This window comes from Lysinibacillus sp. NPDC097279 (genome assembly GCF_044761745.1).
Classification (GTDB): Bacteria; Bacillota; Bacilli; order Bacillales_A; family Planococcaceae; genus Lysinibacillus.
This window is the reverse complement of the sequence record NZ_JBIWDA010000001.1, coordinates 1,484,329-1,504,460: the sequence shown is the minus strand read 5'-3', so window position 1 is coordinate 1,504,460 and position 20,132 is coordinate 1,484,329. Positions and strand designations below refer to the sequence as shown.

Sequence of the window (20,132 nt, the reverse complement as noted above, 5' to 3'; positions counted from 1 at the left end):
ATAGATTGAAGGAATGCACAATTGATGTGCATTCTTTTTTTATTTCGTTTTTGATTTGCCCTTGTTAATACAGGTAAGTCCATCTAAGGTAATTATAAAGAAAGTATAAACTTCAAAGGAAATGCAACAATCCGTAGTAATGTTAATACAGGAGGAAAACAGATGAGTGAAAAGCTATTACTTATTGAAGATGATCCCGCAATAGGACGCATTGTAAAAGATACGCTTGAACAAGAAGGATATGAAGTCACTTGGGCGACAACTGGTTTAGAAGGTCTAGCAGATTTTCAAGCACAATCATTTGATTTAGTATTAGTCGATTGGATGCTACCTGAAATGGATGGCCTAACCGTATGTCAAAATATTCGCTGGGAAAGTGATGTGCCAATCCTTATGATGAGCGCTCGTAAAGAAGAAGCTGATAAGGTTGAAGGGTTACAAGGAGCGGATGATTACTTAGCGAAGCCATTTAGCTTAGCAGAATTAAAGGCACGTGTTGCCTCCCATCTACGTCGATGGCAACGCTTTAAGAAAATAGAAATGACAGATCACGTAGCAACATTTGATTTTGGTTTAGTAATTGACTGGCAAAAAGAAATAACGACACTGCAAAATAAAGAATTAACCTTAACACAAAAAGAATTTGCTCTTTTAAAACTACTTGCGAAAAACCCTGGTCAAACATTTTCTAAAGAAGAGCTATATCAGCATATTTGGCAGCAAGCCAGTGTAGATGAAACACATACAGTCACAGTACATATTAAAGCACTGCGGGAAAAACTACAGGATCCTGTTAAAAGCCCACATTATATTCAAACAGTTTGGGGCAAGGGCTATCGTTTTATTGGAGAACGGTTATGAAAATTAAAACTTGGCTACTAACCATGTTTTTTATCGTTATGATTGTACCGATTGGCGGGGCATATGGCTTATATATGTGGGTAAACGCATATTACCATGATAAAAGCTTTGCAGAGTATATGGAAAAATGGACTGAACTAAATCGTGTAAAATCGGTTCTTAACGATCCATTGTTATATAGAAAAAATGCCGATTTACAAGAGGTGAAAGCACTTACGAGCGATCAACTTGCTATTACGTTGTATGCGAAATCTGGTTTTGTTTATTATTCTTCAAATCCTTTACATTCTGGTTTTGTTTCAAGGGAACTTATTATGAAAAACTTATTTGAATTACAGCAAAAATACAATGCGTTTACTTACAAAGAACCTATTTATCAAAAAGGTGATTTAGTTGGCTTTTATGAAATTCAATTAGTGAGGAAGGACTGGGTCCAAGGTGTAGAGAGGCGTTCTTGGCTTGTTATTGCAAGCACGATAACACTATTTTTAGCAATTTATGTGACTGTAATTTTATTGCTTAATCGTAAATTGAATCGGCCTTTACAAATGTTAATGGAACAAATGCATGCGTTTGGCAAAGGAAAACATGTTGAATCTGTTATTGCTGCAAGAAAAGATGAAATTGGTGAACTTGCAAAGACTTTCATAAGTATGCAAAGTGAAATTGAAACAGCACGTGCACATTTAAAAGAAGAACAGCAACAAAAAGAGTTGATGATTGCCAGTATTTCACATGATTTAAAAACACCTTTAACGTCGATACAAGCATATGCTGAAAGTTTACAAAACCCTTCACTCTCTTCTCACATAAAGGAGGAATATCAAGCTGTTATACTAACGAAGGCAGTGGATATGAAGGACATGCTAGAAGATTTACTAATGTATACATTGCTTCAATCTACAAGCTATGATGTATCACTTGTTCAAGTAGAAGGACAGGAATTTTTTGATATGGCGATTTCAGAATATGAACCTCTTTGTCAAAGAAAAGGATTTTTGCTACATACATTATGTGATGTTGAGGGGGCATATGCTGTTCATCCTTCACAAATGCAACGTGTGATCGATAACTTAATGAGCAATGCGACACATTTTGGAACATCTGGCACTACGATTGGTTTAGCGGCTATTAGTAATCGTAAACTCGACTGGGGCTTTGACTTTGTCAATGCAGCGCTTTCCCAAACGAAAGGAATGTATTTAGTTGTGCAAAATAGTGGGGAAGGTGTATGTGAACAAGAAATCAATCAATTATTTGAACCAATGTATCAATCCGATCATGCCAGAACAAAGACAGGACAACGAGGAACTGGGCTTGGTCTTAGCATAGCAAAACAAATTATTGAAAAACATGGTGGAACGGTAAATATGGTATCACAACAAGGTATTGGGACAGCAGTGCTCTGCTGGTTACCGCCATACAAAGGAGCAGATAAGGAATGAAATGGAAACGAACATTATGTGTAGGCGGAATGATTGCATTCCTGACGATTAGTTTAGTTGGCTGCAATTCAGAGGCATCTTATTCGCCACAGGAGATAATCGACCAGGCTTTACAAGAAACAAAAGAGCTAGAAAGCTATTATGGTGAATATACTATGGATATAGATGAAACTGAGGGCGCTACCGTGAAAGAGTGGATGAAGGATGGTAAACGTCGAATTGAAATGTCAGTCGATGAAGATTATGTAATTGCAGTTAATGATGGTAAGCAAGTGATTACTTTTAGTAAAAAAGAAAACAAAGCGTCCATTATGACATTTGAAAATGGAGAATTAGAAGAGTTAATGGGAAGATCGGCAAAAGATAATGCCCAAGTCTTATTAAACTTAGTAAAGGATTCCCATGATATTGCCATAGCGGGTGAAGAAAAAATTGCTGGAAGAGATGCTTATCATATTACGGCAAAAGCACAAAAAAAGAATACACTACTAGGCGATATTGAAGTGTGGATTGATAAAAAAACGTGGTTAACGTTAAAAACTATTACGACGAACGCTGGTATTGTAACGCAACAACAGTACACGAAGCTTGAAGTGAATAAGAAAATAGATGATGCGTTGTTTGCTTATGATATACCAGAAGGTGCAACAATCGAGCAAATTGATACGCAAGATCAAACGACACCTGCGACAATGGATGAGGTGAAAAAACAGCTTGGTAATTTTTTAATACTACCTGAAAAAGATGGATTGACGCTATCAACGATACTAGATATGAAAGTAGAAGAACGTCCAGAATTTTCTTTTGAATATGAAAAAGATGAGCAACCTGCATTTTCAGTGTCAGTGTTTAAAGTTGTGAGTAATTATGAAACGTTTGGTGGTAATCTTGCGAATGAAGAAGATATACAAGTACGAGGTCAAAAAGGGACATATATGGAATTAGGAGATCGCTTCGTTATTAGTTGGTATGAAAATGGCTACCAATACAGCATTCTTACTGAAAACCCTGATGTGACAAAAGAAGAAATACTAGCATATGCGAAGGAAATGACTATTGTTCAGTGAGGTGAACGGTATGCAGAAGGCTAATTTTATTAAATGCTTTGCGTTATTTTTATTTACTACTGGCTTTTTATATGGGGTCGGAGAAACCTATAATATCTCATGGCTTGCATTTCAATTTTTAGGACAGTACGATGCTGAAGGCTTTTATTTTAGCTTTAGTTCCCTAATCCCTGTCTTTGGCGGCTTGCTTATGGTTGGGGTATATGAAACACTTGTTAAACGATTTATTTAATAGTAGAAAATCCACTATAAAAATTAAGTGGATTTTCTCTTTTTTTGTGTATTTATATAAAAATTTTACATAAGTTGAAACGGCCATCTATTGGTAATCGTTTATAGTGTAAGAGGAGGAGGTGGACAGCATTCTTGAAAAAATTATCGATGATCATGCAGAGCATTTGCTTCGCCTCGCCTATTTTTACGTTAAAAATAGGCATGTAGCAGAGGATATTGTGCAAGAAGTGTTTATAAAATTTTCAGAGCATGCCTATGAGGAACGAGGACAGCTACGCGCTTATTTATCGAAGCTGACGATTAATAAAAGTAAAGATTATTTAAAAAGCTGGCATTATAAAAAATGTATTTTACAGGAAAAACTATTTCTTACACAGGCCAAAAGACAGCGAGATGCACTAATTGAAGCAGAGGAAAAATCACAAATTGGAGCCGCAATCCTAAATCTTCCGCTGGCATATAGAGAACCGATACTACTTTATTATTATGAAGAAATGAAGATTGCTGAAATTGCCCAAGTGCTTGCAATTCCCGAAAATACTGTGAAAACAAGACTTAAAAGGGCACGTGAAGCATTAAAGCCACATTTAGGGGAGGAATGGGAGGTGTTATTATATGAATGACGTTAAAAAAGAACTGATTAAAATAGCAGGGGATATGTTACCGAGTAAAGAACGTGTCAAACAACGTGTTTTACAGCGTCATGAAGTACAACCTAAAAAGACCATTCGCTTTAGAGTAATGGCCGCTATTGTGACGCTATGTTTAGTAGGATTCGTCATACAGCTTTTAGATAGTGATAAAAAACAGACGACATCACTATTTAATCAGACCCAGCTCGCCTATTATGAAGATATTTTAAAAATCATTTCGTTTAATCCAGATAGAGAATCTAATATAGAAGAGGCATATGAGCGCTATGAAAAGCGTGTTGCGTCCTATTATTTTGCTGAGTCTCTTGGTATCGAAAGTACAAAAGAAGAACGAGAGCTCGAAGGAAAAAGTCGCTTTGAAGAGTTGCAAATGTATCAGGAATCACCTGAATATGCCAAGCTCTTTGAAAAACAAGGATTAAAAGGTTATTTTACAAAGTATATCGAGCCGATGTTACCAATGTTGGTAGCAGAGAAAAAACTTATAACAATATACGCCGAAAAGTATCCAACATTTCCGAATTGGATTGTAGAGGATATTGCTACTCGGGATGCGCTTCACTACTTTAATGCACATTTTTCAGATCAGGCGAAGGCCTTTCAGGAGGAATTGGGCTTAGAAAATTATTCAAATATCCGTCAAGGAACAAACCATATTGGGACCGTTGTTGCAGTCCAAGGTAATACCTTTTTACATGTTGAAGGGGCTGTTCCAGAGGATATTGCCGATTTGACGCAGGAACAAATTATAAACAAATACCATAACGCTACATGGTATCCTCTTATCGGTAATATGGCATTGCAAAAAGGAGATTATGTTGCCGTCCAGTCAGTGGGCGGGGGTACAGTTGAAGATGGATTGGTAAACCAATTTGGTTTAGTAGATGAAATAGAATTATTAGAGCCTACTGTTACAAAAAAGCTTACCCCTGAAAATACAGATGAAGTGAAACAATTTCTTCAACAAATAACTTGGAGAGTAAAAGAAAAAAACATTGAAAGACCACCAAATTATTCCTTTATTATAGATGAAATGCGCGTGGACATTTGGGAAGGATATGGCAATTCACTTTGGCTACAGGTGCAGGAATATGGTGAAATACAACTTAGTCAAGAAAGGGCTAACGAATTTAAAGCACTGTTAAAAATTGAAGAATGAATTTAAGTCTCCAATAAAGTACCATCAGACTGTAGACAAACGTGAAAAAATTCGCGTTTGTCTACAGTCTATTTTCATTTGCCTGTTTGTTATGTAGATTTTCGATGCAGTGAAAACTTTCTGTCACGTTCAACAGTATGTCGTAGAAGTGTTGCTATTTTAAGTTGAAAATTCAGAATCGTTTGAGTGACTGGCACTTTTTGCTCATTAATTGGAAAATAAATAAGGATAAAGAATTGTAATATTTTATAAGCGAATGTAGTATTAAGGGAATAGGGTATGAAAAAGGAGGGTGCGGTATGGATTTACAAGAATTTGAAGAACTATGGATTACGCTAGATGAATTATATAGTGCAAACCGCTATTTAGAATATATCGAGTTAAGCAGTGCCGCTATTGAAAGTGCCAATGCACTTGCTCTGTACGATAAAGCAATGCATTTATTGCGTTATAGCTGTATTAGCTATTTTCAAGTGGGGGATCTCCAAATATCCATTAATTTACTAGAAAAATACCGTGAACTGACTTTTTTATATGGCGATGATATCGATATCATTCAATATTATTCTCTTGCCTCCATTTATTGGGGAACATTCGGGCATTTAAAAAAGGCGGAAGAGCTCTTAATGAAAGGTCTCGAAATTGCAAAGCGTATACAACATATAGAAAGCCTAGGTAAAATTTATAATAATTTGAGTGGTTTAGAAATTGAACTCGGTAAGTATGCAAAGGCAAAGAGACTTGCATTAAAAAGTTTGTTCTATGCCAATGAATGTGAAATGAAACATGATGAACCCTATAAAAGTATTATACATTCTAAGACCAATTTAGCTACAGCGCATATTTGGCTGAAGGAATATGAAGAAGCCAATGTTCTAATACAAGAGTTGCTTATGACTATTAAGGACCCTCCCTATAATAAGGCTCAATTAGAGGTGTTTAATGCTCAAGCATTACTATTTGAAAAACAAGGATATATCGGCGAAGCGATTGATATGTACCAAAAATCCAAGCATTATGCATTGCAAAATAATGATTTATCATTGTTACAAACCATCTACAATTCATTAGTTAACCTTATTGAAGAGCAGGGAAATAAGATTATATTAAGTGCCGTCCAAAAGGAATATATTAATATATTATTAGAGATGCAAAGAGAGAATTATACGCAAGTGTTATTTGAAATGGAATATAACGATCAAAAGAAGCATCTTGAAAGAACTTCCTACATCGATCCACTTACAAATATATATAATCGCCGCTATTTTGATGAACATGCGAAAGCAATGGTGGAAAGTGTATCACATGATCAAAAATTAGCTTTACTCATGATTGATTTAGATCATTTTAAATCCATAAATGACTCCAATGGTCATTTATTTGGTGATGACGCCTTAACAATGACAGCCACCACATTGCAACAATTTTTCCAGCCGTACAAATCCATTGTCGCCCGCTTTGGCGGTGATGAATTTATTGTTCTCATCCACTTAAGAGAAGAAGAATCCATCGGCATAATAGCTCAAAATTTATACAATACTTTAACTTCCCTTGTCTTAACAGTAGATAATGATGTTGTACAATTGGAGTTTAGTATAGGTGTTAGCACTAACGAAGATGCTCACATAACGAACGTAGAGCAATTAATCCATTATGCTGATAGTGCGCTTTATACGTCAAAACGAAATGGACGTAACCAACTAACGCTCTATAACCAATATAGCAATGCGGGAAATAGTAAATAAAGTAATAAAAAGGTAATTTATTCAACGTGTTTAATGCATTCATACAAATAAAATGAAGTTAGTTTCCGCGACCTTTGCGTAGGACATAGAACAATACATTACGAGCATACGTAGTGTATTGTATTGTTCGTGTAAAGGAAGCGGATTTTTGTGTTAAGGACTAGCTTGCAAGTAGAAAATTGTTATCTTTTTTGAAAAAATTTTCATGTAAAATGAATCGGAAATAAATTGGGTTACGTCAGTAGGTTAGAAAGAAGGTGAGGCAGCAATGGAAATTGAAGAAATTATTGCAGAGCACGGGGATTATCTACTGAAAGTTGCCTACTTATATGTAAAGAATGCAGCAACAGCAGAGGATATTGTCCAAGATGTGTTTATTGCCTTTTATCAAAAGCAGCAACAGTTTCGCCAAGAATCATCATTACGTACATATTTGGTCAAAATGACGGTCAATCGCAGTCACGATTATTTACGAAGCTGGAAAAGCAAACGGCTGTCGCTATTTGAAAAAATTTCAGGACGTTCAACTACAGTCACGCCAGAAAAAGAAATGCTCGCTAAATCGTCCAAGCAGGAGCTAATAGAAGCTTTATTCACTTTGTCTGTACAATACAGAGAGGTGTTGATTCTTTATTATTTTGAGGAAATGACAACAGTAGACATTGCTAAGCTTGTTCAATGTCCTGAGGCAACTGTGCGCACAAGATTACAACGGGCAAGAAAGCAGCTAGCTACAGTCATCACTGACTACGATTGGGAGGTGTTACGCTATGAATCGATTTAAAGAAAACGTGTTACATGAGCTTCAACATGTAAAGCTTTCGGAGGAGAAAAAGCTACGGATTGCACAAAAAGCAAGAGCTAAAAGTAAAAGTAAGAGCAGTAGCCCACATCAGTATCGAATAGTACTAGCGACTTTTACACTGCTAGCGATTGGCTTTAGTGTCCTTATGACACAGAAATCAGAGCAACAAACAACGCCTATGCAAGGAGCTGCCATACAGCAAGAATCTGAGAGATGGAGCATTTGGACAGTATTAGAGCATGATTGGGTAAAAGGGCTGCTTCTTATTTGTATATCTGTAAGTATAGCATTGATTATTAAACGTATATTGCATAAAAAGGGGTATGGCTTGGCGGTATGTATTGCATGTGGAGAAAATTGGCCAGCTAAGCAAGTTCGAAAATTGTATTGGAAAAATGGGCAGATAGCGTGTCCACATTGTAGTAAAAAGCAATACCGTACAAAAAAGTCGGTACAATTATCCGGCCTACTCAATATTCCTATACCGTTTATTGTGTTTTTGGGCCAAGTATTTGATCAATTCTTTATCGGTATCGTGTTTTTTATCGCAAGTAGCGTAATTTTTCATTATTTATTACTACCTGATATAGTAAAATTACAAGAAGATGATCCAAGTAACGAGCCTCTCTGGTAGCTAATAAAAATATAAAAGTCTCTTTTTATAGTAATTTGTCAAATTCGATTGACAACTGTTTTTATATGCATTATCTTTTTGTTAACTTATTTTTATTTTAGGTTAACAAAAGGGGGATTTTCGTTTGAAAAAGAGTAATACTTACAACTATGTGTTAGCGGCGTTCGGAGCGGCTATTATCGCAGTTCTTGCACAGGTAACGATTCCGCTACCACTGATTCCAATTACAGGTCAAACTTTAGCTGTAGGCTTAGTTGTTACAATATTAGGTACAAGACTTGGTACACTATCTGTACTTGTTTATATTTTACTTGGCACAGCAGGTATTCCAGTATTTAGTGGGATGTCAGGGGGGTATGGTATCATTATAGGACCGACAGGAGGATATATTGTTGGCTTCCTTGCTGCGGCTGTATTGATGGGTTTATACTTAAATAAATTTGGCATTACCATTGTACAAGCAATCATTGCCAACATTATTGGTATGGTAGTGACATTGGCGTTTGGTACAGCTTGGTTAAAAATTGTCGGCGATTTAACATGGACAGCAGCATTTATGGGAGGAGCTGCTCCATTTATTGTTGTTGGTGTATTGAAGGCAGTACTTGCTGCATGGCTTGGTGTCATCGTACGTCGACGTTTAGAAAGTGCGCATTTAATCGAAGCAATAGCATAGGGGGAGTAATTGGATGGCAACACTTTGGACAGGTGGAACAATATATACGATGGAAAAAGCGGGCGAAACAGTTGAAGCAGTACTTGAAAAAGATGGACAAATTGTGGCGGTTGGTACCGCTGACAGTTTATTACCACAAGCTACAACGGTCCGAGATTTACAAGGAAATGTAATGTACCCAGGTTTTGTTGATAGCCATTTACATATTATTGGATATGGGGAAAAATTAATGCACATTGATGTGTCGAATGTAACTAGCAAGGAAGAATTGTTACATATCATTGGTGAACGTATGCAAGGCACTTCTGCAGAACAATGGGTTGTGGCTATTGGCATGAATGAAACAGGGTATGCCGAACCCATTTTCCCAACTTTGTCGGAGCTTGATGCGCTCGGTGAAGCCCATTTGATTATTAAACGTAGTTGCCATCATTTAATTTTAGCTAATTCAAAGGCACTTGCATTTGCTGGAATTACAAACGATACACCTTCACCAGAAGGCGGTATTATTGATAAGAAAAACGGTCAATTAACAGGTGTTTTAAAAGATACTGCATTATATTTAATCGTTAACCATATGCCGTATTATACGCCTGAATATATTGAAGAAGCGCTTCAAAAATCCATAGCATCGCTCCAATCGTATGGCTTAGTAGGTGGTCACTCGGAAGATTTAAGCTACTTCGGTCCTCCTAGTCAACCAATAAATGCTTATCGAAAAATAGTTGATGCGCAACAATCATTTAAAGTGCACTTATTACAACACCATACCGTTTTTGAGGAAGTTGCTTTGTTAAACGAGCAATCTACAACATATGTACAATTTGGTGCAATGAAAATATTCGTCGATGGTGCTTTCGGGGGACGTACGGCCGCTTTACGTGAACCATATTGTGATGACCCCAACAATTACGGCATACTTGTTCATTCAACAGCGCAATTAGAGCAGTATGTACAACTTGCAAGACGTCATGGACAAACAGTTGCAGTGCATGCGATTGGTGATTTAGCAATAGATACAATTTTAGATGTTTTTGCCGCTTTTCCACCTCGTGAAGGGCAATTGGACAGATTAATTCATTGCAGCTTAATTGATGAGGTTATTTTAGATAAATTGGCAGCATTACCGATCGCTGTAGATATGCAACCACAGTTTGTTCAAGGCGAGTATTTAGCGGAGCTTGTGAAGTTAGGTGAGAAGCGCGCACAAGGACTTCATCCATTAAAATCACTGCTAGATCGAGGACTGATTGTAGCAGGTGGCAGTGATGCACCGATTGAAGTACCGAATCCTTTATACGGCATTTACGCCGCTGTGACAAGACGAAATTTCGGTGAAAGCCATCAAGGTTTTGGCCCTCAGGAAAAAATTTCACGCTTCGATGCAGTGCGCCTCTATACAGTAGGGTCTGCTGAAATAATTGGCCAGGAGCATGCGAGAGGCAAAATAAAAGAAGGCTTTAGTGCTGATTTCACCGTTTTCGAAGAAGATATATTTGCGGTAGATATAGAAAAAGTACCACACATTCAAGTTGCCTATACAGTTGTAGATGGTCGTATCGTATATGAAAGTAAAAAAAATCGTTGTGAAGCTTAGCTTCATAACGATTTTTTTGTACCGAATTTAAAAATGATTGAAGGAGCTATCGTCTATCAGAAAGGTCCTGTATTTGCTTTTCCAATTGTTTAACGCGTACTGTAAGTTCATTTATTTGGTGTTGGAGCGTTTCGGGAGGAAGCGTTTGAAGGCTAGACTTTCCATTTTTAATGAGCTTTATCAGAAAGAAAAACATAGCGACCAAAACGAAAAAAATAAAAATAGTACTAATGATATCACCGATGTTGAATTGCATCTAATTTCCTCCTCCTAATTTGTTGTGCTGTTTTATATACCGAATTAACTAAGAAAAGGTTTCAATTTATTATCACATTCAAGCAATTGCCGAATTTATCTTGCTTGAGCAGAAGTCCGCAACTTTTATGATAGATGTGTGTTTCAAACATCCATAATAAAGCTGGACGCAACATTTTCTATTTGAAAGATAACTTGAAATGCAATAATTATCATACGTTATAAGTAGAAATAATGTGAATCGGCTCGTAATGGATAGTACGCGACAGGGGTGAGGAAATGCAAAAAGCTCGTCAAATTATGCGACAAGCCATCTATAATATATACACGTATCGCACCGACTATATCCGAGTTTTCATTATGATACGTGTATTTCAGTTTTTATTAGTAATACCAGTGTCAACAGTCGTTTTGAAGCTAATGCTAAATGTGACGGGCTACACCCACATTACGGAACAAAATATACAAAGCTTTTTAATGCACCCTTTTGTCTTAGTGATGATGCTTCTTTTAGTATTGCTTATCTTGCTTTTTATTTATTATGAAATGGGTTTTCTATTTATCATGGCTTTTAATCAGCAAAGGGGCATCCGTTATCGTTTTCTTACAATGTGGCAACAATTAAATCGCAAGCTTATCTACTTTTTTAGTCTGCAAGTCATTTATTTAATCATTTATATTGCCCTTTTGTTGCCTTTGGCTTCATTTTTGCTTCCTCTTACATTAACGCAAGGAATTACGTTACCTCACTTTATTACAAATGAAATTATGAGCACACGTTTAGGAAGGGTACTTTATGCGGTAATAGCCAGTATATTAGTAATAGTAGGTATACGTAGCATTTTGACCTTACCTATTTTTACAATACAGCCGAAAATATCTATTCGACAGTCGTTTCTACAAAGTTGGCGTTTTTCAAGACGAGGATTAGCTGAGCTACTCGTATTACTGGCAATGGTTTTAACAGTTCATTTATTTCTTTTATTAGCTATAACAGTTGTCAGTACGCTACCTCTATTTTTCTTGGAGCGCAATATGCCGAGTGCAGCACTTGTAACGGCAGGCCTTACACTCGCATTTTTAGAAATGGTCTTTGTTGTGTTATTTAGTTTGTTGCAAGCAATGTTTTCGCAAGTAATGGTTGCCATTACGTATAATACCCGTTTTATGGCAATGCCAAAATATTCGCATAAGAGCAAACGCTATAACGTATTGCCAATACTGATTGGTGTAATCTTTTCTATTTTAAGCATGACGAATATATATTCGTTAGAAAAAAGTGTTTACGCACCTGATACAAAAATTATTGCACATCGAGGCTACACAGCAGGACATGTAGAAAACACCATCAGTGGACTTGTTAGTGCAGCCAATGCAGGTGCAGATATAATAGAGCTAGATATTCAGCAAACAGTAGATGGGGAATTTGTCGTTTTTCATGATCGTACATTAAGGCGCTTAGCTGGTAAAAATGGAGTGATTGCGAATATGACACTAAGTGATTTAAAAACAATCACCATCTATGAAAATGGGTTTACTGATAAAATTTCATCTTTAGATGATTTTATAGAAATCGCAAAAGCACTTGATGTTACATTGCTTATTGAATTAAAGGTACACGGTAAAGAAAGGGAAGACGTATTGCCTAGGTTAGTAGAAAAATTGCGAGCCTATAAGGTGCTTGATACGTATTATGTACAGTCCTCAGATGCGCAATTGATGACACAGTTAAAAAATTTAACACCTAATTTGCGCGTAGGAATTGTTTATGCACTTAATATTGGACCGATGGATGATTTAAATGTGGATTTTATTGCGTTAGAAGAATCGTGGGTGAATGCAAGCTTAATTACCGAACTAAAGGCACAACATATGGATTTATTTGTTTGGACATTAAACAAAGATCGTTCATTACAGGAGTTTATTGAGAAAAATGTTTCAGGTGTCATTACAGATCATCCAGATGTGGCATTAGATTTAAGATCAAAGCAAAACGAACAACAATATTTTTTACAACGGATATTAAATAAATTGTCCTTTATTTTTTAGCTCGTTAAATCGGAAATATGCTGACTTTCGACAAATGTAAAAATAATTTGGTAATATTGTAACCTTTTTCTTTTGAAATCGACTACTTCATTGAATTCGTGAAATGAAGGAGATGTATTTTTTATGAAAATGACTAAGGTCGTACCATTTGCAATGTCAGCATTATTACTAGGGAGTGTGGCAATCGCTCCAACAGCATCAGCAAACGGAGGAGAAGCAGTTGTGACAAATGCTACACAACAAGATGAACAAAGCCCACAAGTGCAGCCAATTTTTATAAAAGTAGCTGGTACAGTTGAGAATGTGGAAGAACGTGACAATGCGACTTATTATACAACAAAAGATGGAGAAAATACGAACGTATTTGTTGTAAATAAAGACACACTTATTTTTGATAATACAGGGAAAGAAGTAAAGCTTCAAAAAGGAGATAAAGTAACGGCTTATACGTATGCAAATAAGCCAATGCTGATGATCTATCCGCCACAATACAACCCAGAAGTTATTATCGTTGAATCACAGGAAATGGGCAGTGTGACAGTTGACTTTTTCAATGAAGATTTAGTGAATACGGATAACAGTTTAAAATTAAATGTTGGGGAAGAAACAGTAGTCCAAAGCCAACTAGGTAAAGAAGTATCAGTGAAAGATTTAGCAGAGCAACATTTACTTGTGTTCTATACGATTACAACAAGAAGTATCCCAGCACAAACACCACCAACAAAAGTAATCGTGTTAGACGCTGTAGCTGAAGAACAAGGTGAAGTAGCTGAGGAAACTGAGGAAGCTTCTTCTAATTCAGCAGTACAGGATATTATAAAAAATGATTTCTATGATATCAATGGCACTACAATGGTGCCTTTACGATTAATTGCTGAAGAACTTGGCTTTAAAGTAGAGTCAACAGGAACTGGCGCAATTGTTTCAAAAGGCGCAGTATCTTATACAATTACACGTGGTGAAAAAGCATACGGCTACAATAAAGCACTTCGTCAATTTGAGGTAGCACCTGCTTTACTAGAACCATCAAAAACATATGTACCTGTTGAATTTTTCGAAGAATTAATGCAATAACATGTAAAACCCCCTCCAATCGATTATGGAGGGGGTTTTACTATGTGAAAATTCAGAATCGTTTCGGTGCCTGACACTTTAACTGAAGAAATAGTCATAAGTGTTTTTGAGAAGGAGGGTCATGGTAACAATGATGAATAATTTTCGTACAAAGGTACTGCCCTTTTTAATGGCAAACTGTGTCCCCACGATAGCCCCAAAAATTTGAGCGATTCCCATAATAAATCCGTATAAATAATGCACTTCGTCTAAATAGACAAACATCAGAAGTGCTGCCATATTGCTACCTAAATTTAAAAACTTTGCATTTCCAGCCGCCTTTAAAAAATCTAAGCCAAGCATTAAAAAAGTAAAAATAAAAAAGGAACCTGTACCAGGCCCTAAAAACCCGTCATAAAAGCCAATCGCTAATAGTAAAACGATGAGCCCGAAAATACGAATAGGTGAGAGTTTTTTTATTGTAGCGCTGCCTCCCCAATCCTTTTTAAAAATGGTATAAACGCCCACTGCAGCAAGCATGATGAGCATTAAAGGTTTTAATATATCTGGACTAATTAATGTAACGAACCAGGCTCCTATTAGTGATCCAATAAATGCTAATGGGAAATACTTTCTGACAGATCGAATATCAAGTTTTCCAGAACGATAAAAGGAAATAACAGAAGTTAATGACCCCATCGTACCTGCAAGTTTGTTTGTTGCAACAGCCGTTGTTGGACTTAATCCTACAAATAAAAGAGCTGGTAATGCTATTAAACCACCACCTCCAACAACAGAATCAATAAAAGCGGCTAAAAAGCCAAGTAATATAAGGATAATTACAACTTGTGGATCTAAATTAAAAATCATGATGTCACTCTTTTCATTTTAGTTACTACTGCAATAGTAACTAAAATAAATATATAAGTAAAGACTATTTTCATTCGCAATTAGATGAATAGTTTTACTATAATGAAACAAATGGAGGTAATGGATGATGCAGTTAATTTCCCAATTGAAGCAATTAGGTTATACAGAATATGAAGCGAAAGCATACATAGCCCTTGTACAAAATAATAATGTGACAGCGTATCAAGTTAGTAAAGATTCTAAAGTTCCACGTGCACGTGTATACGATACACTCAATCAATTGGTTGAAAAAGGACTTGTTATGAAGGAAGAGACACCTGAGCAAACAACCTATTCAGCAATACCAAGTTCTATTTTTATCCAAAAAACAGAACAGCAATGGCAATCCAATTTTATGTCCATTGCGGATCAATTAAAGACACTAGAACAAAAAAAGAAAGAAGAAGAAAATCAAATACTAATTATACGCGATAAGGAAACAATTCTTAGCTTCTGTACTGCAATGTTAAAACGAGCAAAAGAAAAAGTACTAATTTCAATGTGGGATGATGTCTATCATATATTACGTGAGGACTTAGAGGAAATCGGGAAAAAAGTGCCCATTCATGGCATTACAATAAATGTAGACAATCCTATAGCTACTGTAGACCAACATCGAACAACAAACTATATTAAAGCTCAAACAACTGCCCATTGGTTTATTATCGCTGTTGATGGAAATGAAATGATTTATGGACCATCACCTTTCCGCAAAGATTTAGCCTTTTTTACCGATGATGCATTCCATATTAACTTTTTAGAAGATTACATTTGGCATGACGTACTTGTCAATCGATTAGTAAAAAGAAGTGATGATAATTTGAATGATTGGATTACGAAAGAAAGAAGTTTATTTTTTTTAGAAAACAAAAATTAATTGCTTACCAACTATTCATTAATTATACTAAACAATTTTATTGAGCCACCTAGTATCACCTCTCAAAAGATGCTAGGTGGCTCGTTTATTGCAAACATTAATGCACTTATATCTTTTTAATCGTTTATTGAATTATTTTAACATTCAGTCTACAATTTGTTTTATATAGAGGGGGGCAAATGATGAAAGTACAAGTAGGTGAAAAGATTACTTTTGAACGTACGTTTACAATAGAAGATGTTGAATTATTTACAAAGGTATCAAAGGATGAAGGAGTTCATCATATCACACCAGATGAACAAGGTCGTTTTGTTGTGCAGGGGCTTTTAACAGCTACACTCCCAACAAAAGTGGGTGGTGACTTTAACGTATTGGCGCGGACAATGAACTTCGAGTTTTTACGTCCAGTTTTTAGCGGTGATACTATTCGCTGTGATGTCATGATTGAACAATTTGAACTAGATGAAAAAAATCGTCAAGCGATTGATACATCATTTTCTTGTATAAATCAACTTAACAAAGAGGTATTAAAAGGGAGCTTTTCTGGTATTATTCTATAAAGTATAGAAGTGGAGGCTAGCATATGAAAACTACAAATATGATGTTTTTTGAACGGCCGTTTCCAAGTGCCAATAGCATTGTTATTCAAGATGATCAACCCTTTTTAGTTGATACGGGCTTTGGTAGTGATGTGCTCCGAACGGAAAAACTTTTAACCGATGCAGGGATATTACCAAAGCAGTTAGCAGGTATTATTAATACACATTATCATAGTGATCATGTTGGGGGTAATCATTATTTTCAACAGCGATACGCCTTACCGATTGCTGCACATCTTTGGGAGGGGGAAATGGTGAACCATTGTGATTTAGAGTCATGTGGTTCCCATTATTTAGATCAACCAGTAGAACAATATGTCGTGCAACAACTACTTATAGATGAACAAGAAATTTTAACGGGAAATAGTGCTCTTCAAGTATTACATACACCAGGACATACATTAGGGCATATAGCTTTATACGAACAAAAGCAACAGATATTAATTTGTGGAGACTTATTTCAATATAATGATGTAGGTTGGTTGAATATTTTTCGTGAAGGCACAAATAGTGTAAGACGTTCATACGAAAGTTTGGAGCGACTCGCTAAGCTACCAATAAAACTAGCTTACCCTGGGCATGGGCGAGCGATTGAAGAACCGTTACTAATGATAGACAAAGCAAGAGAACGACTCGAAAAGTGGATGAAATCTCCTGAGAAAATGGCTTGGCATGCATGTAAGCGAATTTTTTCTTTCACACTGATGCTGAAAAATGGATTAACGAGCAAGGAAATTCCACCGTATCTACTCGCTTGTGGCTGGTTTCATGATTTTGCCGTGCACTCTTTCCGATTAGAGCCTAAGGAGTTTGTCCAACTATTACTGGATGAAATGATTCGCTCTAAAGCTGCCATATGGCAACAGGGCAAGTTACTAGCGACAGCGCCATTCGAAGTACCAAATGCAAAATGGATAGAAGAAGATTGGAAGCCGATTAATTGGACAAGATGATGAAACAATTTTCACAAAAATAAATATGGAGCAGTGTTAGAAAAGAAGGAAGTTCTAATACTGTTCTTTTTTATTTACTTTAAACGAATTAAATCGTCTTAGAGGTAATGAAAAGAAATGTTAAGGATTCTTAAGAATTTTCGACATATCCTCTTAAGGTTTGAATTTTAAAGTATCTATATCAATTCAAACTAATGAGGTGAATAAGTGTGAAAAACCTTTCTTTCTTAACTCAATTTTTCGCAAATCCAAAAACAATTGGAGCCATTCTTCCAAGCTCAAGTTTTCTCGGTGATAAAATGATTGAAAAAATTGATTTTAATGTAGCAAAATATATTGTTGAATATGGGCCAGGTACAGGCGCATTCACAGAAAAATTGCTTGAAAAAAGAAACCATAATACAGTAATTTTATTAGTGGAAAATAACATAACATTTTGTTCATTGCTTAAAGAACGATATAAAGGAATAGATAACGTACACATTAAACATGGATCTGCAGAAAATATTGAACAATATTTGAATGAGTATAATATTCCATATGTCGATTATGTTATTTCTGGTCTTCCTTTTTCAAGTTTGCCTGGCAAAATATCTTACGAGATTTTATTAAACACCTCAAATAGTATAAAAGACGATGGCATGTTTATTACATTCCAATATACAAAATTAAAAAAGGCATTAATTCAACAATTTTTTGCCAAATTAGAAGTGACAAGAGAATATAGAAATTGGCCACCTGCCTACATCTTTAGCTGTTCGGTGTCAAAAAAACATACGGAGGAACTTGTTAATGTCAAGAATACTAATTGTCGATGATGATCAAGCGATAAGAAATCTTATTTCGGTATATTTAGAAAACGAAGGTATGCAAACTGAAAAGGTAGAAGATGCAGTTGAAGCATTAAAGATGCTCGAAAAAAATAAGTTTGATTTAATTATTTTAGATATAATGATGCCGAAAATGGATGGTATAGAAGCATGTTTGAAGATTAGAGAAGAACGCAGTATGCCTATCATTATGCTCTCTGCAAAATCGGAGGATATGGATAAAATCAAAGGTCTCGCTGCTGGGGCTGATGATTATTTATCTAAACCATTTAACCCACTGGAGTTAATAGCTAGGGTGAAATCTCAAATAAGAAGATATAAAAAGTATAATACCGATTCATCTGTTGAAAAGAGCGTGTTGGAAATAGGTGATTTAACAATCAATACAGATACACGTCAGATTTGGGTAAAAAGCAATGAAATTAGATTGACGCCAAAAGAGTTTGATATTTTAGAACTTCTAGCTCGGAACAAAGGAATTGTCTTAAGTGTTGCCAAAATCTATGAGGCAGTTTGGAAGAATGACTTTTTTAAATCTGATAATACGGTAATGGTACACATTACAAAAATTAGAGACAAAATAGAGGAGGATCCAAAACATCCAATATACATTAAAACAATTTGGGGAGTAGGATATAAAATATGACCACGATTAAGTTTCGCAATAAACTTTCTTTTCAGCTCCTCGTGATGATTGTAATCAGTTTATTCGGCACTATTTTAGTGATGAGCATTTTATCTAGACCTATATTTGAATTAATAAGATTGACTATGAACAATAAGGATCTCGTTGTAGTTCAAGCAGGTTTGGCCTTTTTTGGGTGGTTTTCAATTGCAATCGTAACTTTTGTGCTAATTTTTATTATGCTAGTAAGGAAAAAAATTATGTATTTGAAGTTAATTTCCGAAACCGTTCAACATATTGCCAGTGGACAATTAGGGCAAACAATTGAGATTAAAGGTAAGGACGAATTGTCGCAGCTGGCGCACAACATCAATTATATGTCTAAGGAGTTAGAACATAAATTTATACATGAAAGACAAATAGAAAAAGAAAAAAACGAGCTTATTACAAATATATCCCATGATTTACGGACACCATTGACATCAATTATAGGCTATTTGAATTTAATAAAGGATGGACAATATAAAAATCAAGAACAACTACAGGAATTTTTTGAAACGCTTTATTCCAAGTCGCAAAGATTAAAACTCTTGATAGATGAACTATTTGAATTTACCCGTTTATCGGGTACTGATGTGACGTTAAATTTGTCTAATGTTGACATGGCAAGCTTACTGCAACAAATCGTTGGTGAATATATTCCAATATTTGAGGAACAACAATTGAATGTTCAAATTTCAATAACTGAGGAAGACATACCTGTTTTAATTGATATTGAAAAAATCGTTCGGGTGTATGAAAACCTTTTTATAAATGCAATAAAATACAGCCAAAAGCCTTCTGATATTTTTATTTCGTTTGAGGCTGAAAATAACACAGCTGTTTTAAAAGTATCAAACAAAATGGAATCCCCCCCGATGGATGATGTCAATAAAATGTTTGAACGTTTTTTTAGAGGGGATAAAGCAAGAATGGACGCAAAAGGTACTGGTCTTGGATTGTCTATTTCTAAAAGAATCATTGAACTTCATCATGGGGATTTACGCGCGTTATACAAGGATAGTTGGATAACGTTTATTGTGATGCTCCCTATTGAGGAAGAATAA

20 protein-coding genes are annotated in these 20,132 nt (G+C 35.7%); 19 read left to right on the top strand and 1 reads right to left on the bottom strand.

Annotated elements, in window-relative coordinates; genetic code table 11:
• Positions 1-162: 162 nt before the first annotated feature.
• From ACIQ1H_RS07590 to ACIQ1H_RS07530, 13 genes are all read left to right on the top strand, one after another.
• Positions 163-861 (top strand): response regulator transcription factor, encoded by a 699-nt coding sequence (locus tag ACIQ1H_RS07590; RefSeq protein ID WP_172771245.1) that lies wholly within the window; start codon positions 163-165, stop codon positions 859-861.
• Positions 858-2,306 carry a HAMP domain-containing sensor histidine kinase gene (locus ACIQ1H_RS07585; RefSeq protein WP_402887761.1) on the top strand — a complete coding sequence of 483 codons (1,449 nt, stop codon included), beginning with the start codon at positions 858-860 and terminating at the stop codon, positions 2,304-2,306. Before ACIQ1H_RS07590 ends, ACIQ1H_RS07585 begins: the two co-directional genes overlap by 4 nt.
• Positions 2,303-3,373, top strand: a complete 1,071-nt coding sequence (locus tag ACIQ1H_RS07580; protein WP_402887759.1) for a LolA family protein — start codon at positions 2,303-2,305, stop codon at positions 3,371-3,373. The genes ACIQ1H_RS07585 and ACIQ1H_RS07580 overlap by 4 nt, the downstream gene beginning before the upstream one ends.
• A 10-nt stretch (positions 3,374-3,383) precedes the next feature.
• Complete coding sequence (locus ACIQ1H_RS07575) at positions 3,384-3,605, top strand: hypothetical protein (RefSeq protein ID WP_402887758.1); 222 nt, start codon at positions 3,384-3,386, stop codon at positions 3,603-3,605.
• A gap of 121 nt (positions 3,606-3,726) precedes the next feature.
• Complete coding sequence (locus ACIQ1H_RS07570) at positions 3,727-4,230, top strand: sigma-70 family RNA polymerase sigma factor (protein ID WP_402887756.1); 504 nt, start codon at positions 3,727-3,729, stop codon at positions 4,228-4,230.
• Positions 4,223-5,419: a hypothetical protein gene (locus tag ACIQ1H_RS07565; RefSeq protein WP_402887754.1), complete on the top strand. Its 1,197-nt coding sequence runs from the start codon at positions 4,223-4,225 to the stop codon at positions 5,417-5,419. The genes ACIQ1H_RS07570 and ACIQ1H_RS07565 overlap by 8 nt, the downstream gene beginning before the upstream one ends.
• Before the next feature lie 299 nt (positions 5,420-5,718).
• On the top strand, positions 5,719-7,164 hold the full coding sequence (locus tag ACIQ1H_RS07560; RefSeq protein WP_402887752.1) for a diguanylate cyclase: 1,446 nt from the start codon (positions 5,719-5,721) through the stop codon (positions 7,162-7,164).
• A gap of 268 nt (positions 7,165-7,432) precedes the next feature.
• The gene (locus ACIQ1H_RS07555; protein ID WP_402887750.1) at positions 7,433-7,948 is read left to right on the top strand and encodes a sigma-70 family RNA polymerase sigma factor; all 516 of its coding nucleotides are present in this window, start codon (positions 7,433-7,435) and stop codon (positions 7,946-7,948) included.
• Positions 7,935-8,603 (top strand): TIGR04104 family putative zinc finger protein, encoded by a 669-nt coding sequence (locus tag ACIQ1H_RS07550; protein WP_402887748.1) that lies wholly within the window; start codon positions 7,935-7,937, stop codon positions 8,601-8,603. The genes ACIQ1H_RS07555 and ACIQ1H_RS07550 overlap by 14 nt, the downstream gene beginning before the upstream one ends.
• Before the next feature lie 124 nt (positions 8,604-8,727).
• Positions 8,728-9,279 carry a biotin transporter BioY gene (locus tag ACIQ1H_RS07545; protein ID WP_172771254.1) on the top strand — a complete coding sequence of 184 codons (552 nt, stop codon included), beginning with the start codon at positions 8,728-8,730 and terminating at the stop codon, positions 9,277-9,279.
• Between the two features lie 13 nt (positions 9,280-9,292).
• Complete coding sequence (locus ACIQ1H_RS07540) at positions 9,293-10,876, top strand: amidohydrolase (protein WP_402887746.1); 1,584 nt, start codon at positions 9,293-9,295, stop codon at positions 10,874-10,876.
• A gap of 534 nt (positions 10,877-11,410) precedes the next feature.
• The gene (locus ACIQ1H_RS07535) at positions 11,411-13,180 is read left to right on the top strand and encodes a glycerophosphoryl diester phosphodiesterase membrane domain-containing protein (protein WP_402887744.1); all 1,770 of its coding nucleotides are present in this window, start codon (positions 11,411-11,413) and stop codon (positions 13,178-13,180) included.
• 123 nt (positions 13,181-13,303) lie between these two features.
• Positions 13,304-14,254, top strand: coding sequence for a stalk domain-containing protein (locus ACIQ1H_RS07530; RefSeq protein ID WP_402887742.1), 951 nt, complete (start codon positions 13,304-13,306; stop codon positions 14,252-14,254).
• 78 nt (positions 14,255-14,332) lie between these two features.
• Here ACIQ1H_RS07530 and ACIQ1H_RS07525 read toward each other — a convergent pair whose 3' ends face one another.
• Positions 14,333-15,103: a TSUP family transporter gene (locus ACIQ1H_RS07525; RefSeq protein WP_402887740.1), complete on the bottom strand. Its 771-nt coding sequence runs from the start codon at positions 15,101-15,103 to the stop codon at positions 14,333-14,335.
• A 124-nt stretch (positions 15,104-15,227) separates the two neighbouring features.
• On the opposite strand from ACIQ1H_RS07525, the gene ACIQ1H_RS07520 reads away from it, so the two are divergent.
• The 6 genes from ACIQ1H_RS07520 to ACIQ1H_RS07495 all read left to right on the top strand — a co-directional run bounded on the left by ACIQ1H_RS07520 (position 15,228) and on the right by ACIQ1H_RS07495 (position 20,132).
• Positions 15,228-16,019 (top strand): TrmB family transcriptional regulator, encoded by a 792-nt coding sequence (locus ACIQ1H_RS07520; RefSeq protein ID WP_402887739.1) that lies wholly within the window; start codon positions 15,228-15,230, stop codon positions 16,017-16,019.
• Between the two features lie 182 nt (positions 16,020-16,201).
• Positions 16,202-16,579 carry a hotdog family protein gene (locus ACIQ1H_RS07515; RefSeq protein WP_402887737.1) on the top strand — a complete coding sequence of 126 codons (378 nt, stop codon included), beginning with the start codon at positions 16,202-16,204 and terminating at the stop codon, positions 16,577-16,579.
• Between the two features lie 23 nt (positions 16,580-16,602).
• The gene (locus ACIQ1H_RS07510) at positions 16,603-17,571 is read left to right on the top strand and encodes an MBL fold metallo-hydrolase (protein ID WP_402887735.1); all 969 of its coding nucleotides are present in this window, start codon (positions 16,603-16,605) and stop codon (positions 17,569-17,571) included.
• 209 nt (positions 17,572-17,780) lie between these two features.
• Positions 17,781-18,389, top strand: coding sequence for a class I SAM-dependent methyltransferase (locus tag ACIQ1H_RS07505; RefSeq protein ID WP_402887733.1), 609 nt, complete (start codon positions 17,781-17,783; stop codon positions 18,387-18,389).
• A complete protein-coding gene (locus ACIQ1H_RS07500; protein ID WP_402887731.1) occupies positions 18,364-19,047 on the top strand; it encodes a response regulator transcription factor in 684 nt (227 codons plus the stop codon). Before ACIQ1H_RS07505 ends, ACIQ1H_RS07500 begins: the two co-directional genes overlap by 26 nt.
• Positions 19,044-20,132, top strand: coding sequence for a sensor histidine kinase (locus ACIQ1H_RS07495; protein WP_402887730.1), 1,089 nt, complete (start codon positions 19,044-19,046; stop codon positions 20,130-20,132). Before ACIQ1H_RS07500 ends, ACIQ1H_RS07495 begins: the two co-directional genes overlap by 4 nt.

Excerpts from the sequence above, each read along its gene's own strand:
- ACIQ1H_RS07590 (WP_172771245.1), top strand. The coding sequence starts at position 163 with ATGAGTGAAAAGCTATTACTTATTGAAGATGATCCCGCAATAGGACGC.
- ACIQ1H_RS07585 (WP_402887761.1), top strand. The coding sequence starts at position 858 with ATGAAAATTAAAACTTGGCTACTAACCATGTTTTTTATCGTTATGATT.
- ACIQ1H_RS07580 (WP_402887759.1), top strand. The coding sequence starts at position 2,303 with ATGAAATGGAAACGAACATTATGTGTAGGCGGAATGATTGCATTCCTG.
- ACIQ1H_RS07575 (WP_402887758.1), top strand. The coding sequence starts at position 3,384 with ATGCAGAAGGCTAATTTTATTAAATGCTTTGCGTTATTTTTATTTACT.
- ACIQ1H_RS07565 (WP_402887754.1), top strand. The coding sequence starts at position 4,223 with ATGAATGACGTTAAAAAAGAACTGATTAAAATAGCAGGGGATATGTTA.
- ACIQ1H_RS07560 (WP_402887752.1), top strand. The coding sequence starts at position 5,719 with ATGGATTTACAAGAATTTGAAGAACTATGGATTACGCTAGATGAATTA.
- ACIQ1H_RS07555 (WP_402887750.1), top strand. The coding sequence starts at position 7,433 with ATGGAAATTGAAGAAATTATTGCAGAGCACGGGGATTATCTACTGAAA.
- ACIQ1H_RS07550 (WP_402887748.1), top strand. The coding sequence starts at position 7,935 with ATGAATCGATTTAAAGAAAACGTGTTACATGAGCTTCAACATGTAAAG.
- ACIQ1H_RS07540 (WP_402887746.1), top strand. The coding sequence starts at position 9,293 with ATGGCAACACTTTGGACAGGTGGAACAATATATACGATGGAAAAAGCG.
- ACIQ1H_RS07535 (WP_402887744.1), top strand. The coding sequence starts at position 11,411 with ATGCAAAAAGCTCGTCAAATTATGCGACAAGCCATCTATAATATATAC.
- ACIQ1H_RS07530 (WP_402887742.1), top strand. The coding sequence starts at position 13,304 with ATGAAAATGACTAAGGTCGTACCATTTGCAATGTCAGCATTATTACTA.
- ACIQ1H_RS07525 (WP_402887740.1), bottom strand. The coding sequence starts at position 15,103 with ATGATTTTTAATTTAGATCCACAAGTTGTAATTATCCTTATATTACTT.
- ACIQ1H_RS07520 (WP_402887739.1), top strand. The coding sequence starts at position 15,228 with ATGATGCAGTTAATTTCCCAATTGAAGCAATTAGGTTATACAGAATAT.
- ACIQ1H_RS07515 (WP_402887737.1), top strand. The coding sequence starts at position 16,202 with ATGAAAGTACAAGTAGGTGAAAAGATTACTTTTGAACGTACGTTTACA.
- ACIQ1H_RS07510 (WP_402887735.1), top strand. The coding sequence starts at position 16,603 with ATGAAAACTACAAATATGATGTTTTTTGAACGGCCGTTTCCAAGTGCC.
- ACIQ1H_RS07500 (WP_402887731.1), top strand. The coding sequence starts at position 18,364 with ATGTCAAGAATACTAATTGTCGATGATGATCAAGCGATAAGAAATCTT.
- ACIQ1H_RS07495 (WP_402887730.1), top strand. The coding sequence starts at position 19,044 with ATGACCACGATTAAGTTTCGCAATAAACTTTCTTTTCAGCTCCTCGTG.